Annotated in this window: 1 protein-coding gene; it reads right to left on the bottom strand. The window is 57.8% G+C overall.

What is annotated here, in order from left to right; translation table 11 throughout:
* Positions 1-89 precede the first annotated feature (89 nt).
* On the bottom strand, positions 90-651 hold a 562-nt coding region (locus tag GUI70_RS22555), incomplete at its 5' end, for a CPBP family intramembrane glutamic endopeptidase (protein WP_161884510.1).

Genomic DNA, 651 nt, shown 5'->3' with positions numbered 1-651 from the left:
CGTCCTGGCATTGAGGCTCCTTCGCGCTGTGAGCAGCCTAGCGGCTGGTCTGGGCGAAGTGGCTTGGCCGTTGGTCCGCTCGAGGGGGTTCATTCCAGATCAACGCGTTTCAGGAACGCTGCCATCGTCAAAAACTTCGGGCTTATAGCGACCAACAGGGTCAGCCCGAGCAGCATCAGGCCCATGACCTTTGGGTCGTAATGAGAACCGCTCACGGGAAAAGCATCGATGCTGGTGTTGATGGCGGCGTGAAACAGAGTGGAGGTTAGGACACTGCGCCCAGCATGGTTGTAAATCCAAACCATAATGATGCAAAACATCACTGTGGCCAGACCCTGCCAGAGGATCCAATCTGTTGAGCGTCCGGTCACGTGATAAGGGATGACGTGCCACAGCCACCACAACACGCCCAAGCCTACGCTGGCCATCAGACAACCGTACCGGTGTTGCAGCGGGTCGAGTGCGTAGCCCGTCCAGCCCAGCTCCTCGCTTATCGCCCCAAAAAAGTACACGGCAAAGCTGAACACCAGCGTGAGTGACCAAACAGCCTGCGGCAAGGACGGGTCGAGCAGTCGCTGCACAGCGTAAGAGAGCAGCATGGCAGCAGGCGTGATGCCAACGGAAAGTAGCAACCAGGTTTTGTTCGGGATG

The sequence above is a fragment of the Deinococcus alpinitundrae genome (genome assembly GCF_009982895.1).
Lineage (GTDB): Bacteria > Deinococcota > Deinococci > Deinococcales > Deinococcaceae > Deinococcus > Deinococcus alpinitundrae.
Note: the sequence above shows the minus strand (reverse complement) of the source record. Positions and strands in the feature narration are given on the sequence as shown.